We start from the raw sequence: 14,484 nt of genomic DNA, 5'->3' as shown, positions 1-14,484 counted from the left end.
TCGGCGGGGCCCGCCGGCGCTCCGGTCAGCGGGCCGCCCAGTCCGGGGTCCACACGTCGTGCGGGGTTCGCGGGGCCGCGGTGCGCAGATGGTCGCGCAGCGCGGTCAGCGCGGGGTGCCGGTCTCCGCTGCGGAACAGCAGCATGTGCGGGTAGACCGGGGTCGGACCGTGCAACGGGACGCGCCGCAGGTCGTGGTTCCGGGGCCACAGGTACCGGTCCTCGCTGCCGACGAGCGTGGCCAGCGAGGCCGAGTCGGCCAGCGAGTCCATCAGGGCCTCGTCGCCGAAGTCGGGGCCGAGCGCGTCGATACTCAGGCCGAACGCTTCGGACAGCGCCCGGTAGAACGCCGCCCACTCCGTGTCCGGTCTGATCCCGGGGATCCAGACGCGGTGGCCGGCCACGTCCGAGGGACTGACCGAGGGCGCGTCGGCCAGCGGGTGGCGGGGTCCGACCAGGAGTTCCAGGGGTGTGTCCAGAAGCCGTTCGACGCTGATCCCGGCCGGGACCCGGTCCGCGGGCAGGGCGCGGAAGGACGCGTCGACGGTCCCTTCGAGCACCGCCCGTGCGGCCTGGGAGGCGTTCTCGCCGCCCAGCGTGACCGCGTCCAGGTCCGTCCCGGGGTGGGAGCGGTAGAACCGGTAGACGGCCTGGGCCGGGGCGATGCGCCGGTTGAGGACATCGACGCGCAGGGGACGGCTGCCGGGGCGCACGGCCTGCTCGGCCAGCGCGACGGCCGCCAGGACCTTCTTGGCGTGCGGCAGGAACACCTGCCCGTCCACGGTCGGCCGCGAGCCCCGGGAGGTCCTCACCAGGAGGGTGACCCCGGTGTGCGTCTCCAGGGCCGCGATCCGCTTGGAGACCGCCTGCTGGCTGATCCCCAACTCGTCGGCCGCGGCCTGGAACTGGCCGGTCCGGGCGACGGCGACGAACGTCCGCAGCGCTTCAGTGTCCACGCTCGCACTCTACTCGCACACCTGTTGGTTGTGGCCGGTGCGGTGCGGGGTTGTTTGATCGAGGTTCCGCACGGTGGTGGGATGTGCGCATGTCTACCCGCACAGAGCAGGTCATGTATGTCCGGACCGAGGAGTTCGCGCGCCATGCGGAACGGATCGCCGAGGTGACCGATGCGACGTCCCGGCTGAACGTGCTTCCGTTCAGCGACGGCGAGCGCCGCGCGGAACTACTTTCGGTTGTGTTCGGCGGCCCGCTGCCGGAGTCGGTGGTGATCTACCCGCCGTTCTTCACCGAGTACGGGCTCAACACGACGTTCGGGGAGAACGTCTTCGTCAACCAGGGATGCACCTTCATGGACAGGGGAGGCATCCGAATCGGCGACGGCGTCATGATCGCCCCGAGGGTGAGCCTCGTCACCGGGGGCCACCCCCTGCCCCTGGCCGAGCGCCGCGAGTACCTCTCCTTCGCCCCGATCGTCATCGGGGAGGACGTGTGGATCGGGGCAGCCGCCGTGATCACGCAAGGGGTGACCGTCGGCGCCGGCGCGGTGGTCGCCGCCGGCGCCGTGGTCACCCGTGATGTTCCCGCCGGCACCGTGGTCGCGGGAGTGCCCGCCCGGGTGATCAAGGCGATCGGCTGAGACCGGCCGGGCGGCGGGGCCGCGTCCGGCCTCCGCCGCCCTCCCGTGCCGGTCATCGCGGCTCGATGTCCCTCGCCACCTCACGGAACAGTTCCTCCGCCGCGCTCTCCGCCGGGGTCGGCCGGCGTTCCGTCAGGCGGGCCAGGAGGATACGGCGGGTGGGGGCCGAGGGGGTGAGGGAGACGGCCTCGATGCCGGAGAGGAGGTTCGTCAGGGCGAGGCGGGGCGCGAGGGCGATGCCGAGGCCGATGGAGACCATGGCCTGGGCCTCCTGGTAGTCGTGCGCGTGGAAGGCGACCGTCGGGCGGAAGCCCGCCGCCTGGCAGGATCTGGCGAGCACGTCGGCGACGGGGTGCTCGTCGGCGCGGGTGATCCAGTTCTCGCCGGCGAGTTCCGTGATGTCCACGGACTCGCGGCCCGCGAGCCGGTGGTCGCGGGCGACGATCAGCACCGTGGGGTCGTCGAGCAGGTGCGTGACGGTGAGGGACGGGTCGTCCACCCGGCGCCAGTGGTAGTCCCAGAGCAGCGCGAGCTGGATCTCGCGGCTCTCCAGCATGGCGAGCAGTCCGTCGAAGACGGCGCTGCGGACGATGAGTTCGACATTGGGGTGGGCCTGCCCGAAGCGCTGGACGAGGCGTGGCAGCAGCGAGGCGCCGGCGGTGGGGAACGAGCCGATGCGCAGCTCGCCCGAGCGCAGTCCGGCGATCTCGTCCAACTCGGCCCGTGCCGCGTCCAGTTGACGGCCGATGTGCTGTGCGTGCCGTACCAGGGCCTGTCCCGCGGGGGTGAGTTGCACGCCGCGCGCGTGGCGTTCGAGCAGGGGCTGACCGGCCTCCGACTCCAGCTTCGCGATCTGCTGCGAGACGGCGGAGGGGGTGAAGGCGAGGGCCTGGGCCGCTGCCGTGAGGGAGCCTCGTCCGGCGACCTCGGTGAGGAGCAGCATCCGGCGTACGTCGAGATGCATGGGACAGTCCTTAAGTTCTGCTAAATGGGCATCCATTTTTTCGAGATTGTACTGAAGTCGTCGCACGCGCATGCTCGGTGTCGCCCGGAGATCGTCACCGGGCTTTTCTCGAACGACGGGAGGGCCACGTGCTGCGGCTGCCGGCAACACTCATGCGCGGAGGCACCAGCAAGTGCTGGGTGTTCGACGCCGACGACCTGCGCGCGGCGGGCGTGGACGGTGGGCCCGACGGGCGGCTGGACACCGTCCTGGCGTCGGCGTTCGGCGCGACGGACCCGCGCCAGATCGACGGCGTCGGCGGGGCCACGTCCACCACATCGAAGGCGGCGATCGTCCGCCCGTCCGCCGAGCCGGGCGTCGATGTCGACTACCTCTTCGCGCAGGTCGGCATCGGTACGGCCGGGGTCGAATGGGCGAGCAACTGCGGAAACTGCGCGACCGCCGTGGGCCTGTACGCGCTGCGCACCGGGCTCGCCGAGCCGGTCCACCCCACCACCACGGTCGAGCTGCGCAACGAGAACACGGGCGTACGGCTCTCGGCCACCGTGCCCACGCCGGGCGGCGTGGTGCCGGAGCTGGGCGACGCGACCGTGCCCGGTTCGCGCGCCCTCGGCGTACCCGTCGCGCTCGGCTTCCGGCATCCGGCGGGCGCGACCACCGGCGCCCTGCTGCCGACCGGCAACGCGGTCGACCGCCTGGAGGTGAGCGGCGCCGGCCGGCCCCAGGCGGTGGACGGTGCGCACCTGGCGGACGGTGCGCGGTGGGCGGACGGGTCTCACCCGGCGTACGGCGTCGACGCCACCCTGGTGGACGCGGGCGCCCCCGCCGTACTCGCCGACGCCGCGGCCTTCGGCTCCGACGCCCTGGAGACGGTCGACGCGTTCTCGTCCCTGGTCCCCGCCCTGACCCGGCTGCGCCGCGCCGCCGCGCTGCGGATGGGCCTCGCCGGGCCCCATGACCCCGTCAGCCACTCCGTACCGAAGGTGGGTGTCGTCGCGCCGGCCGGTGACTATGTGACGTCGCTCGGTGAACGGATCCCGGCCGCCGACTACGACATCGCCGTCCGCATGCTGTCCATGCACGCCCCGCATCCGGCCATCGGGCTCACCTCGGCGGTCGCGATTGCGTCCGCCGCACTCTCACCAGATACGATTCCGGCCAAACTGGCCGAGAATCGGCCGGTCGCCACTCTGCTCCGGCTGGGCACACCCGCCGGCGTCATCACGGCGGACGTGTCGCTCGACGACACCGGCGCGGTCCGGGCGGTAACCCTGCACCGGGCCGCGCGCGCCATCGCGACCGCGGAACTCCTTGTCCCCGCCCTCCTACAGGAAAGCGTCTGACGCACCCGACGCGCCTGTCCGGCAGCAAAGGAGCTGTCATGAAAGTCCAGTTGGAGAACATCACGCTCGCCTACGGCGACGCGACCGCGGTCGACGACCTCAGCATCGACATCGAGGACGGTGAGTCACTGGTCCTGCTCGGCAAGTCGGGCTGCGGCAAGACGTCCACCATGCGGTGCGTGGCCGGCCTCGAAACCCCCACGAGCGGCCGGATAACCATCGGTGACACCGTCGTCTTCGACAGCGAACGCGGCATCAACGTGGCGCCGAACAAGCGCAACGTGGGCATGGTGTTCCAGTCGTACGCGGTCTGGCCGCACCGTACGATCCACCAGAACGTCGCCTTCCCCCTCCAGCAGCAGAAGCTTCCCAGGGATCAGATCCGCGAACGCGTCGCCGACGTGCTCGACCTGGTCGGGCTCACCGAATTCGCCGACCGGGGCGCCAGCCTCCTCAGCGGCGGCCAGATGCAGCGCGTCGCGCTCGCCCGCAGCCTCGTCATGCGGCCCAGTGTGCTGCTGCTCGACGAACCGCTGTCCAACCTCGACGCCCGGCTGCGCGACCGGCTCCGCGTGGAGCTGCGCGAAATCCAGCAGCGGCTCGACCTGACCTGTGTCTACGTCACCCACGACCAGTCCGAGGCGCTCGCGCTCGCGGACCGGATCGCGCTGATGCAGAACGGCCGCATCGTGCAGACGGACCGCCCGGAACGCATCTACGACACCCCCTCGTCGGCGTCGATCGCCGACTTCCTCGGGGTGTCCAACATCTTCCCCTGTACGGCGATCGGCTCGCGGGACACGGTGACGACCGGGCGGCACGAGGCGCGGAACGGCACGAACGGTGCCGGGACCGGCGGGAACGGGACCGGGACCGGCGGGAACGGGGGCACGGGCGCGCTGCTCGGTCTGACCGGCCACGAGGTCGAGGTCCTCGCCGACTGCGACACCGCTCCCCCCGCCGACCCCAGCGTCTGCATCCGCCCCGAGGACATCCGGCTCACCGACGCCCCCGCGGCCGACGGCGTCAACAACTGGCCCGGCCGCGTCGAGGTCGTCAGCTTCCAGGGCAGCTACGTCCGCTACCGCGTCAGCCTCAAGGGCGGCCCCGAACTCGACGCGATCGTCCCCCGGCGCGGTCGCGAACTGCTGCGGCCCGGCGCGTCCGTCTGGGCCGCCGCCGACCCGGCCGCCGTTCAGGTGCTGCCGTCGGAGGTGCCCGCATGAGCGCCGTGATCACGCGGCTGCGGCGCGGCATGCCGACCGGAGTCCTGCTGACCTGTCTGGGCATCCTCGTCGTCGTACCGATGCTGTTCATCCTGCTCGCCGCCTTCAGCACCCAGGTGCCGAGGCCCGGCGCGATCGGGCTCGACTCGCTCTCGCTGGAGAACTTCTCCATCCTCTCCACCTCGCAGGCCGTGGGCGCCCTCGGCAACTCCGTGCTCGTCGCCGGCGCCGCGTCGGTGCTCGCGCTCGCAATCGGCTGCGGGCTTGCTTTCCTCGCCGCGCGCACCGACACCCCGGGCAGGCGCTTCCTCTACTTCGTCGGTATCGCGCCGCTGTTCCTGCCGTCCCTCGTGGGCGCCATCGCCTGGTCGCTGCTCGGCAGCCCGGCGACCGGCTTCCTCAACCTGCTGCTGCACGGCGCCGGACTCGACGTCACGCTCGACATCTACACCGTGCCCGGACTGATCATGGTCCTGGCGCTCTACTACGCGCCGTACGCGTTCCTCCTCGTCCACGCCTCGCTGTCGCTGATGAACCCCGACCTCGAAGAGGCGGCGTTCGTCCACGGCGCGACCCTGCGCCGCACCATGCGGCGTGTCACGTTCCCGCTGGCCATGCCCGCGATCCTGGGCTCCGGGATCCTCATATTCGCGCTGACGATGGAGAACTTCCCGGTCGCGCAGGTGATCGGCAATCCGGGCCAGATCGACACACTGCCGAGCTTCATCTACCGGCTCATGAACGCCTCGCCGTCGCGCGGCAACGAGGCAGCCGCCGTCTCGATCGTCCTCACCCTCGTCCTGCTCATCGTCACCGCCGTGCAGCAACGAGCCGTGCTGCGGCGGAAGTTCACCACCGTCACGGGCAAGGGCGTGCGGGCCCGCACGGTCCCGCTGGGACGCTGGCGGGGACCCGCGTTCGCCGCGGCGCTCCTGTACTTCGCGCTCGCCGTCGTACTGCCGCTCGGCGCGCTGACGGTCGCCTCACTCCAGAGCTCGCCGTATCTCTCCAGCATCGGCCAGCTCGCCGAGAGCGACGCGCTGTCGTTCTACGCGCTGGGCGAGATGATCACCTCGGCCGACTTCATCGAGGTCGCACGCAACAGCGTGCTCACCGCCGTACTGGCCGGTGTGCTGGGCACGGGCATCAGCTTCGCCCTCGCCTACACCGTCTACCGCACCAAGGCCCCGGGGCGGCGCGCGCTGGAGTTCGTGGCGATGGCGCCGCTCGCGGTGCCCGCGATCGTCCTCGGGCTCGGTCTGCTGTGGACCTGGCTGGTCATGCCGCTTCCGGTGTACGGGACGATGGCCGTCCTCGTCGTGGCGTTCCTCGCCGTGTTCCTCCCGCAGGGGTACCGGGGCGTGGCCTCGTCCATCCTCCAGGTGGACCGCGATCTGGAGGACAGCGCGGTACTGCTCGGCGCGCCGCGGGCACGGGCGATCTCGCACGTGACGCTGCCGCTGATGCGCGTCGGGATGGTCTCCACGCTGCTGCTCCTGCTGATGCTCTGCATGCGTGAACTGTCCGCCGCCCTCTTCCTGTTCACCTCCGACACCCGGCTTCTCTCAATCATGATCTTCGACAACTTCGACAACGGCGCCATGCAGGGCGCGGCGACGGTGAGCCTGCTCTACTGCGGCGTGATCCTGGTCATCGCACTCCTCGCGAAGTCCCTCGGCGCCAAGACCGTGGACGGAGCCCGATGAACCGCAAGAGCTCGCGCGTCCTGGCCGCCCTGGCGGCGGTCGGGGCGCTGACCGCCGCCGCTGCCTGCGCACCGCCGCCCACCACGGCCGTGGTCGACCTGTCGGCCCGGGTCGACACCTCCGGCGGGCTCGTCGTGGACGGCGAACAGATCGCCGACGCCGAGCTGTTGGCCGCCGCGAGGAAGGAGGGCTCGCTCTCCCTCTACAGCGGCTACATCGAGAACTCCGAGAAACAGGTCATCCGCGCCTTCGAGCACGACACCGGCATCAAGGTCGACCTCGTGCGCCTCGTCCCGAACCGCCTCGCCGAGCGCGTGCTGAGCGAGCAGGGCGCCGGCCGGCTCGGTGCGGACGTCGTCCGCACCTCCGACTACGACATCGCCTCACGGATGCGCGAAGCCGGGGTCTTCCGGGCCCATGAGGTGCCCGGCTACGAGAAGCTGGACGACACCGTCCGCTACCACGGCGGCGAGTTCTACCGTGTCTTCGACCCCCTCTACACCTTCGCCTACAACACCGTCCTCGTGGACGAGAAGGACGCGCCGACCTCCTGGAAGGAGCTCACCGAGGCGGAGTGGAAGGGCAGCCTCGGCATCACCCAGGTCGGCGCGGGCGGCAGTTCGCTCGCCCTGACCAGGTTCCAGGAGGACCGGCTCGGGCCGGACTATCTGCCGGCCCTCGCCGATCAGCAGCCCCGCATCTTCGACTCGTCGAGCGCGGCGCTGGAGAGCCTGGCACGTGGCGAGATCTCCGTGGCGACCGCGGTCGTCAGCAGCGTCAACATCGCGGCGAGCAAGAACGCGCCGGTCGACTTCGTGGTGCCCGACGAGGGCATGGCCGCGTACGACTACTACCTCGGCAAGGCCACGTCGGCGGAGCACGAGGCCGCGGCCGAACTCTTCCTCGACTGGAACATGTCGCAGCGCGGCCAGGACGTCTTCCGCCAGATCGGCGAATTCCCCGCGCGCAGTGATGTGACGCCGCCGAAGGTGCTGGGGCACGACCTGCCGACCGTGGACAGCGGGCAGGTCGTCCGCTTCGAACCCAAGGCCCTGCTCGGCGCGGCTGACGCCGATCAGCGACGGTGGCTGTCGCTCTTCGGCTATCTGTAGCCGGCGCCCGCGGTCAGACCTTGTCCGCCGCGATCAGCAGATACTGGAAGCTGCCGTCGTTGTAGGCGTCCAGGAACGCCTTCTCGATACCGGTGGCCAGCGGGGACTCGGCGCGCAGTTCCCAGTACGGGATGGTCGCCGCGGTCAGGTCGACGACGCTGACGGGGACGAGGCGGTTGGCGGCCATCTCCTTGAAGTACTTGCTGCGGGGATGAATGCTGCAGATGTAGTGGGCGTTGATCTCGCTGACGGCACGGGACGGCAGTCCGTACGCGTCGTTGTAGCAGCCGGTGATGGTGACGTAGCGGCCACCGTGCCTGAGAAGCCTGGCGTACTCGGGAAAGAGCAGGGCCAGGTCCACGTACATGGTGCTCTCGTTGTTCCAGATGGCCTGGAAGGTGTCGCTCTCGAAGCCGGTGTGCAGCATGTTCTTGAGGTGGAAGCGGACCTTGTCGTCGACGCCGCGCTCCTCGGCCTGGCCGTTGGCGAAGGCGACCTGGGTCTCGGAGATGGACACACCGTCGACCTCACAGCCGAAGCGGCTGTGGGCGACGAAACTGCTGCCGCCGCGCCCCGAGCCGGAGTCCATGACACGGTCGGCCGGGGTGATGTCGCCGAGGTGGCTCATCAGCAGATCGGCCTGGGCGCATTCGAGCCGGTGAAGTTCGGCCGTGAGGCGCTCCTGCCGGGTCTCCTCGGGGCCGTCGAGGGCCGACCGGTCCACGTCACCGATGCCGTAGTGGTGGTGGTAGATGCCGTCGACCTCGCCGAGGCGGAGGTTGACAGGGTTCCGCTCCTGGTTCCAGTAATTGGCGACGGACTTCTGGTAGAGGCTGCGCAGCGGGTGGGCGGTGGTGTTCTGAACGGTCATGGACATCTCCTTCATAAGGCGTTACGGATCTGAGGGGTTCGTCGCGGGATTCGGTACGGGGTCCCCCCGTGGGCTCGGCGGGCGGGCTCCACGGGGCGGCCTCACGGCGCGGTCCGGTACCGGGGGCTAGTCGCGTGCCACTGTTTGCTGCCGCCCATCCACGCCCACAACCCCGCCAGGTACCGGCGCAGTTGAGGGGAGCCGGCCGCGGCGAGAACGGCGCAGTCGGCCTCGACGGTGTGCATGAGTTCGTCGTGGATGGCGGCCGTGCGGTCGACCGCTTCCTGGAGCGAGCAGTTGTCCTCGGTGGCGATGAGGTTGGGCAGGTTGGTGTCTCCGGGATCTTCCTTGGCCATCGAATAGACGTCGTTGAGCAGGACGTTGGCCATGCCCGCGTAGAGATAGGTGCGCCGCACGGTGGGATCGGCGAACTCGTGGGCGGGCAGTTCGTAGCCGCCGACCGGGTCGATCAGCACCATGCAGGGGTAGAAGGCGTTCTCGTAGCGGTGCAGCAGGTACTCCCAGACCGCGGGTCTGCGTCCGCTGTTGCGCCATTCGGCCTCCTGCCCGTATCCGACGAACATGACGGCCAGTTCGTGGCGCAGACGTGCCATCTGGGTGGTGCTGGCGATCTGGGAGAGATGGGCGAGGCTGGACCGGAAGGCGCGCAGTACGGGTTGTTGCCCGACGACCTCCTCGAACTGCGCGAGATAGCGGGCGGGGAGGCGGACGGGATCGACCACCGCGTGGGTCATCGCGAGTCGGGAGCCCAGGAGTTCGGGCTCCGTCTCGTCGCCCTCGTCGACCCAGTGGTCGTCCACGGACCACTCCGCGAGTCCGCAGCGGGCGGCGGCCATCAGACGGTCGGGGTCGTCGCAGTCGGGATGGGCGAGCATGAAGAGGTGCCCGAACTGGTGTGAGCGCAGGCGTTCGAGGCGCCCGGTGAAGATCCCGATCTCCTCGGCCCAGTCGACCAGGCGGTTGTTGACCTCCTCCCCGAGGGCGGGGTCGTCCCGCAGGGCGTCGGGGCAGTACAGGGGCGGGATGCGCACCGCCGTGTCGCCGTCCCTGTCGGCGTGCGGACCCGGGCCCGCACCCGTGTCCGTGGGTCTGCCGGATTCCTGGCCGGGCGGTTGATCCGTCCGCACCGGCGGTTCGGGGTAGTGAAAGGCCCGGGCGGCGGCCGTGCCCAGCCCGGCGGGACCGGCCAGCAGGCGTTCGAGCGCGGGCGAGGGGGGTGGGGCCGGCAGCGCCCGGGCCCTGGGGAGGACCGGTGGGCGTGCGGGCGGTGGCCCGTGCCACGCCGACGGGGGGCCGTCGGCCCCGCTGGTTCGGGTCATGCGTGAGGTGCCTTTCGTACGGGGGCAGATGGGCGCGCCCGTCGGCGGCCCGGAGTGCGCGGGCCGGGGCGGGGCAGGGTGGTCGCGGGGCGCGGAGGCCGGGGCCCTGGAGCGGAGGGGGCCGGGAAGTGTCAGTGCCGGCGGCCGACTTCGACGTTCTCCAGGACGCCGAGCGCGTCGGGGACGAGAATCGCGGCCGAGTAGTGGGCGGTGACGAGGTAGGAGAGGATCGCCTGCTCGTCGATGCCGGTGAACCGCACCGAGAGGCTCGGCTCGATCTCGTCCGGGATGCCGGTCTGCCGCAGCCCGATCACGCCCTGGTCGTCCTCCCCCGTACGCATGCACATGATCGTGGTCGTACGGGCGTCGCTGACGGGGATCTTCCCGCACGGAAAGATCGGCACGCCCCGCCAGGAGGGGACATGGTGGCCGTTGACGTCGACCGGCTCCATGAGCAGGCCGCGTCTGTTGCACTCACGGCCGAACGCGGCGATGGCGCGCGGGTGGGCGAGGAAGAACTTGTTGCCGCGCCGGCGCGAGAGGAGTTCGTCCATGTCGTCGGGGCCGGGCACCCCGTCGTGGGGCTGGAGGCGCTGCGCGTAGTCGCAGTTGGCGAGCAGCCCGAACTCCTTGTTGTTGACGAGTTCGTACTCCTGGCGTTCGCGCAACGCCTCAAGGGTGAGCCGGAGTTGCTGCTCGGTCTGGTTCATCGGATCGTTGAGGAGGTCCGCGACACGGCTGTGGACCTTCAGGACCGTCTGCGCGATGGAGAGCCCGTACTCGCGCGGCTCGGGCTCGTAGTCCGCATAGGTGTGCGGGACCCGTGGCTCACCGACGTGTCCGGCGGAGAGGTCGATCGCGGCCTCGCCGTACGCGTTGGTGCGCTGCCTCGGGAGCGCCGCGCCGGCGCCGAGATGGCGCCGCAGGGAGCCCTCGCGTGCGGCGACGTCGCCGACGTCCTCGCGCGAGAGCACCAGCACCGTGCAGGCGGTGGTGGCCCGGAAGGCGCAGTCCCAGGTCGCGTCCGCGCCGGTCAGGGACTCGTCACCGAAGTGGGCGCCGTCGGCCAGGACGTCCAGTCCGGTGTCCCCGCCGTAGGGCCCGGTGCCGATCTTCTCGACACGGCCGTGCGCCAGCAGGAAGAGGCGGTCCTTCACTTCACCGGCCCGGACCAGCACCGCGCCGGGTGCGAACTCGACCTGCTCGCAACGGCCGGCCAGCTCGTCCAGCACCGCGTCGTCGCCGTACCCCCTGAGCACCGGCAGCTCCCGCAGCCCGGCCGGGACGACCGCGACGCGCCCGCCGGTCTGCACGAAGGTCACGCGCCCGTCGCCCACGGCGTAACTCAGCCGCCGGTTCACCCGGTAGGTGCCGCCCCGCACATCCACCCATGGCAGCATCCTCATCAGCCACCGCGACGAGGTCTCCTGCATCTGCGGAACGGACTTGGCGATCGTCGCCAGATTCCGCGCGGCCGCGGTCGCCAGACTCTGCTGCCCGGACGCCCGTGCCAGTACGGCTTCCCGGTCGGCTTCGACGGTCATATGTGATCCTCAGCCCTCCTGTAGGTACGCCGAATTACCCTCCCTCTTACCTACTTCACCTGTCATCACACGAAAGGACGTGAATGCCGTGACGGCGGGTGGGGTACGCGGCCAGGAGCAACGTTTCTCCGCACGAATGTCCACTTCGGCAATTCGCCGACCGCACCGGCGTGACCCGCGCTCCTCCCGCCGGCGAGCGGGTCCGGCCGCCGTGTAGGAGCGGGCAGCGTCCTGATCAGGGCGCGAACGGACCATGGGCGAGCGGGACACGCCACATCACCCGCCTGCGCACGCCGCACCCGATGACCGCGCTCCGGCACCGGTTCTTCGATCGGGACCGGGCACGGGGCGTCAACCGGCGACGGTTGTCGGGCCCATGTCGCCGCGCGCCGCCCCCGCGGGGCGGTCTCCCCGTCGCAGTCCCGCGACGCAACCGCCGCCTTCCAACAAGCGGTGGAGACACGCGACTTGACGCGGCTCCACAAGATGATCGCCCCGGACGCCGTCCTTCTGACGGACGGCGGTGGAGTGGTCCGGGCGGCCGTGGAACGGTGGTGGGCGTCGACAGCGTGATCGAGGTCCTGGCCGGACTCGGCGGGGCCCGAGTCAATCGACTGGTCAACGGCGCTTCGGCGCTGATCATCCACCGCGACGGCCGGACCCGACACGATCGTGGCCCTCCGCCTGGCCGCCGACCTCGTCACCAGGCCTCTACGCGGTCCGCGATCCGGAGAAGCTGTCACGCATGGACCGCGTGACGGCGATGGGTGGCTGACGCGGGACCGCCGCCCGGGCCGCACCGCGACGCCGGACGCCGGACGCCCGCCCGTCCCCCGTCACCCGGTGTTCGGACCGGCGGTGGTGAGCGGTGGGGCCGGAGACATGGCCCAGCGGATCGTGCGGGTGAGCAGGCGGCCGGCCGGGACGACGCAGCCCTTCGGAAGCAGCGCGGCGGGCCGGACGCCCAGCGCGGTGCGGGCCCACGGGGGAAGCGCGGCGACCGCGTTCGCGGCGAGTACGGCGTAGGGCGGCCGGGCGGCGAGGGGCAGGGGCGGGTGGTGGAGGATGAACTGGGCGGCCTCACGCGCCTGTTCGGTGGGGCGCAGTTCGGGACGGTACGCCGCGAGCACCGCCGTCAGCTGCTCCCGGTCGCGCGGGGGCTCCACGACGCCGAGCGCCTCCCCGACCCGGGCGGTGTCGGCGACGTAGGCGTCGAGTCCCGCCTCGTCCAGGGGATGCGCCCCGTACCGCTGGTGGGCCATCAGGAAGCTGTCCACCTCCGCCGCGTGGACCCAGCCCAGCAGATGGGGGTCGCCCGCGTGGTACGCCTCCCCCGAGGCGGTCCGCCCGCGTACGCGCTCGTGTACGGCCCGCACCCGGTCCACGGCGGCCTGTGCGTCGGCGGCGGTTCCGTATGTCGTCGTGGCCAGGAAGGTACTCGTGCGCTGGAGCCTGCCCCACGGGTCGCCGCGGTAGCCGGAGTGGGCGGCCACCGCCGCCATCGCGAGGGGGTGGAGGGACTGGAGGAGCAGTGCTCTGAGGCCGCCGATGAACATCGAGGCGTCGCCGTGGACGGTTCGGACCGGCCTGTCCGCGTCGAACCACCGGGGCCCCGGAGTGTCGTGGATGCGCGCCCGGTTCTCTTTCCCCGCCGGGCCCGCGACCCGGGCGAAGAGAGCACCGCCGAGGCGGCCACGCAGATCCGGGGCGGTCGACCTGAAGGGACTCATGCCACCATTCTCGCGCCAGCCGGCCCAGGACGGGAAGGCGCGGCCCACGGGGCGAGGCGCCGCCGTCGGTGGGAGGCGCGGCCCGGAGGCGCGGCGCGGCCCGTGGTGGGAGGCCGGGCGCGGCCCGTGGTGGGAGGCGCGGCCCGGGGCGGAAGGCCCGCCGCTGTCGGGCTCCCGGCGGCCGTAATCGGGGCAGGCGGCACGCCCCTGCCCTGGGGCTTCAGCGCGTGGCCTGCCGGGGGATCCGCGCGTCGGCCCACCGCGAGAGGTCGGGCTCGGCGAGCGAGGTGACCCAGAGGTCGACCAGGGCCGTGGTCCGCTCCCCCGGCCAGGGGCCGACCCCGAGCACCCGCATACCGGCCCGTGACGCGGCTTCGACCCCGCAGAGGGAGTCCTCCACGGCGAGGGTGTCGGCCGGGTCCGCACCGCAGTGGCGCGCGGCCGCCAGGTAGACGTCGGGCTGCGGTTTGGGCCGGATGCCGCTGTCGGGGACCACGATGTGGCCGAAGTAGTCCCGCAGGCCCGCCGTGTCCAGGCAGGACTCGACGACCTCGCGCGGGCAGTTGCTGGCCACGGCCAGCGGGGCGAACGTGGCCGCGGACACGACCAGTTCACGGGCTCCGGGCATGGTCACGGGGTTCTCGGCGACCAGGTCGCGGAAGATCCGCAGCAGGCTGCCGGTCATGCCCTCGGCGAGGTCGGGCCGTCCGGCCTCCTCGGCCATGAGCCTGCCGCACTGGGTGTAGTGCAGTCCCTTGGCCCGGTCCGCGAAGCCCGGGGACGAGGTGAGGCCGAATTCGCCGAGCGCGTGCTCTCTCGCGTCCATCCAGTGTTTTTCGGTGTCCATGAGGGTGCCGTCGCAGTCGAAGACGATGGCCGAGGGGGTCCAGGAGAGGACTCGTTCAGAGGTCATGGGAGTTGTTCCGTTCCGCAGTGCCCGCGGAGGGCGGAACGCCGAGAGGTGTGCCGTCAGGCACGGCACGGTCGACGCGCAGGCCGCCGGATCCGGGGGCGGGATCGGTTCCCGGTGGGCGCGCATACGGGAGGAAGGT

General features: G+C 71.4%; 12 protein-coding genes. 5 read left to right on the top strand and 7 right to left on the bottom strand.

What is annotated here, in order from left to right; all coding sequences use genetic code 11:
• Nucleotides 1-25: 25 nt before the first annotated feature.
• A complete protein-coding gene (locus tag ACZ61E_RS01845; RefSeq protein ID WP_469696718.1) occupies nucleotides 26-955 on the bottom strand; it encodes a LysR family transcriptional regulator in 930 nt (309 codons plus the stop codon).
• A 113-nt stretch (nucleotides 956-1,068) separates the two neighbouring features.
• On the opposite strand from ACZ61E_RS01845, the gene ACZ61E_RS01840 reads away from it, so the two are divergent.
• A complete protein-coding gene (locus tag ACZ61E_RS01840) occupies nucleotides 1,069-1,596 on the top strand; it encodes a DapH/DapD/GlmU-related protein (protein WP_469697117.1) in 528 nt (175 codons plus the stop codon).
• Between the two features lie 52 nt (nucleotides 1,597-1,648).
• On the opposite strand, the gene ACZ61E_RS01835 is transcribed toward ACZ61E_RS01840, so the two are convergent.
• A complete protein-coding gene (locus tag ACZ61E_RS01835) occupies nucleotides 1,649-2,560 on the bottom strand; it encodes a LysR family transcriptional regulator (protein ID WP_469696717.1) in 912 nt (303 codons plus the stop codon).
• A gap of 128 nt (nucleotides 2,561-2,688) precedes the next feature.
• Here ACZ61E_RS01835 and ACZ61E_RS01830 point away from each other — a divergent pair, with 128 nt between their 5' ends.
• The 4 genes from ACZ61E_RS01830 to ACZ61E_RS01815 are packed head-to-tail and all read left to right on the top strand — an operon-like array spanning nucleotide 2,689 to nucleotide 7,947.
• The gene (locus tag ACZ61E_RS01830) at nucleotides 2,689-3,903 is read left to right on the top strand and encodes a PrpF domain-containing protein (protein ID WP_469696716.1); all 1,215 of its coding nucleotides are present in this window, start codon (nucleotides 2,689-2,691) and stop codon (nucleotides 3,901-3,903) included.
• Nucleotides 3,904-3,941: 38 nt separating this feature from the next.
• Nucleotides 3,942-5,129, top strand: a complete 1,188-nt coding sequence (locus ACZ61E_RS01825; protein WP_469696714.1) for an ABC transporter ATP-binding protein — start codon at nucleotides 3,942-3,944, stop codon at nucleotides 5,127-5,129.
• The gene (locus tag ACZ61E_RS01820) at nucleotides 5,126-6,835 is read left to right on the top strand and encodes an ABC transporter permease (protein WP_469696712.1); all 1,710 of its coding nucleotides are present in this window, start codon (nucleotides 5,126-5,128) and stop codon (nucleotides 6,833-6,835) included. Before ACZ61E_RS01825 ends, ACZ61E_RS01820 begins: the two co-directional genes overlap by 4 nt.
• Nucleotides 6,832-7,947 carry an ABC transporter substrate-binding protein gene (locus ACZ61E_RS01815; protein WP_469696710.1) on the top strand — a complete coding sequence of 372 codons (1,116 nt, stop codon included), beginning with the start codon at nucleotides 6,832-6,834 and terminating at the stop codon, nucleotides 7,945-7,947. The genes ACZ61E_RS01820 and ACZ61E_RS01815 overlap by 4 nt, the downstream gene beginning before the upstream one ends.
• A gap of 13 nt (nucleotides 7,948-7,960) precedes the next feature.
• Here the strand turns inward: ACZ61E_RS01815 and ACZ61E_RS01810 are convergent, their stop codons facing one another.
• The 5 genes from ACZ61E_RS01810 to ACZ61E_RS01790 all read right to left on the bottom strand — a co-directional run bounded on the left by ACZ61E_RS01810 (nucleotide 7,961) and on the right by ACZ61E_RS01790 (nucleotide 14,345).
• A complete protein-coding gene (locus tag ACZ61E_RS01810) occupies nucleotides 7,961-8,818 on the bottom strand; it encodes a geranyl diphosphate 2-C-methyltransferase (RefSeq protein ID WP_469696708.1) in 858 nt (285 codons plus the stop codon).
• A gap of 101 nt (nucleotides 8,819-8,919) precedes the next feature.
• Nucleotides 8,920-10,158, bottom strand: coding sequence for a family 2 encapsulin nanocompartment cargo protein terpene cyclase (locus ACZ61E_RS01805; protein ID WP_469696706.1), 1,239 nt, complete (start codon nucleotides 10,156-10,158; stop codon nucleotides 8,920-8,922).
• A 131-nt stretch (nucleotides 10,159-10,289) separates the two neighbouring features.
• Entirely contained in the window at nucleotides 10,290-11,702 is a 1,413-nt protein-coding gene (locus ACZ61E_RS01800) for a family 2B encapsulin nanocompartment shell protein (protein ID WP_469696704.1), read from the bottom strand.
• Nucleotides 11,703-12,538: 836 nt separating this feature from the next.
• Entirely contained in the window at nucleotides 12,539-13,432 is an 894-nt protein-coding gene (locus tag ACZ61E_RS01795; RefSeq protein WP_469696702.1) for an oxygenase MpaB family protein, read from the bottom strand.
• Between the two features lie 220 nt (nucleotides 13,433-13,652).
• Nucleotides 13,653-14,345, bottom strand: coding sequence for an HAD family hydrolase (locus ACZ61E_RS01790; RefSeq protein ID WP_469696700.1), 693 nt, complete (start codon nucleotides 14,343-14,345; stop codon nucleotides 13,653-13,655).
• Between the last annotated feature and the right edge of the window lie 139 nt (nucleotides 14,346-14,484).

The sequence above is a fragment of the Streptomyces sp. NPDC104581 genome (genome assembly GCF_055583685.1).
The sequence above is the reverse complement of the archived record's forward strand: the minus strand, read 5'-3'. Positions and strand labels throughout refer to the sequence as shown.

Bases quoted from the DNA above. Each gene is read 5' to 3' on its own strand.
- ACZ61E_RS01795 (WP_469696702.1), bottom strand. From the start codon at position 13,432: ATGAGTCCCTTCAGGTCGACCGCCCCGGATCTGCGTGGCCGCCTCGGC.
- ACZ61E_RS01815 (WP_469696710.1), top strand. From the start codon at position 6,832: ATGAACCGCAAGAGCTCGCGCGTCCTGGCCGCCCTGGCGGCGGTCGGG.
- ACZ61E_RS01835 (WP_469696717.1), bottom strand. From the start codon at position 2,560: ATGCATCTCGACGTACGCCGGATGCTGCTCCTCACCGAGGTCGCCGGA.
- ACZ61E_RS01810 (WP_469696708.1), bottom strand. From the start codon at position 8,818: ATGACCGTTCAGAACACCACCGCCCACCCGCTGCGCAGCCTCTACCAG.
- ACZ61E_RS01805 (WP_469696706.1), bottom strand. From the start codon at position 10,158: ATGACCCGAACCAGCGGGGCCGACGGCCCCCCGTCGGCGTGGCACGGG.
- ACZ61E_RS01790 (WP_469696700.1), bottom strand. From the start codon at position 14,345: ATGACCTCTGAACGAGTCCTCTCCTGGACCCCCTCGGCCATCGTCTTC.
- ACZ61E_RS01820 (WP_469696712.1), top strand. From the start codon at position 5,126: ATGAGCGCCGTGATCACGCGGCTGCGGCGCGGCATGCCGACCGGAGTC.
- ACZ61E_RS01800 (WP_469696704.1), bottom strand. From the start codon at position 11,702: ATGACCGTCGAAGCCGACCGGGAAGCCGTACTGGCACGGGCGTCCGGG.
- ACZ61E_RS01825 (WP_469696714.1), top strand. From the start codon at position 3,942: ATGAAAGTCCAGTTGGAGAACATCACGCTCGCCTACGGCGACGCGACC.
- ACZ61E_RS01840 (WP_469697117.1), top strand. From the start codon at position 1,069: ATGTATGTCCGGACCGAGGAGTTCGCGCGCCATGCGGAACGGATCGCC.